The sequence below is a fragment of the Bacteroides muris (ex Fokt et al. 2023) genome (assembly GCF_024704895.1).
GTDB lineage: Bacteria > Bacteroidota > Bacteroidia > Bacteroidales > Bacteroidaceae > Bacteroides > Bacteroides muris.
On the sequence record NZ_JAMZEE010000107.1, the window covers coordinates 1 to 905 of the forward strand.

Sequence of the window (905 nt, forward strand, 5' to 3'; positions counted from 1 at the left end):
TGCCCCTTAAATGTGAGATTATGGCAGAGAAGCAGGATATAGCAATGAATCAGTTCCAGATAGTAAGTGGTGCACCGTATGTATATGTGGAACTGGCAGATGGTAGTCAGGGGAAGATTAAGAAGAGCAATTTGTTGAGTGAAATGTTTCAATATAGAGGAGACGTTTCTGATAATTATGACAATTTCATAGAGAATGGAATTTACCAGATATATTCCGGTTCAAATGTAACGAATGCTCCAGATGGTATATCCTTTGGCTTCCTATTGGTATTTAAAACCAAATTCTATTTGGCTCAAATTGCCTTAGAAGTACGTCTCGGCAACATAGCGGTGAAGTTAAGAACCAATTCAGGACCTGCATGGTCTGGATGGAAGTCAGTAACTCTTACCTAATCTAATATCAGGAATTCTTGTCAGTCAGCTTCCTATATTGCTGACTGACAAGAATTATAAAAAAGTAGAATGAATAAATTGCTCTATTATAGGTAATTTATATTTTCCTCCAATCTGTATAATTGATAAAAGACGTTGTTCCACTTCCTTCTCTAATATATGTCCTTCCACCACCACTTACCATCTGAAAGATAAATTGGCTACCACTTACATCTCCTTTAGATGCACGCTGCACATGAATACAAATACCATATTCTATCGGTGAATTCATGGTAAGAGCAATATGTAAAATGCTTAGTCCCGTATTACAAATTTTGTAAGCTTCATTTAAATCGTTTAAAACGGTGATTCCAATTCCCTTAATAGACAGTAATGCACTTAATGAGGAAAGCTCCATCTTAGCTTGCCCACTATCTGTTTTTTCCCCATACACATACTTCATACTTGTGACTACCGGGAACTGGTTCATTTTAATATCATCACCTGCCATACTTAACACATTTAAGGGGC

2 protein-coding genes are annotated in these 905 nt (G+C 36.7%); one reads left to right on the top strand and one right to left on the bottom strand.

The window, feature by feature from the left end:
* A partial coding sequence (locus tag M1B78_RS18435; RefSeq protein ID WP_257941494.1) for a pyocin knob domain-containing protein occupies positions 1-395 on the top strand: 395 nt, incomplete at its 5' end.
* Between the two features lie 97 nt (positions 396-492).
* Here M1B78_RS18435 and M1B78_RS18440 read toward each other — a convergent pair.
* The coding region (locus M1B78_RS18440) for a hypothetical protein (RefSeq protein ID WP_257941495.1) at positions 493-905 on the bottom strand (413 nt) is incomplete at its 5' end.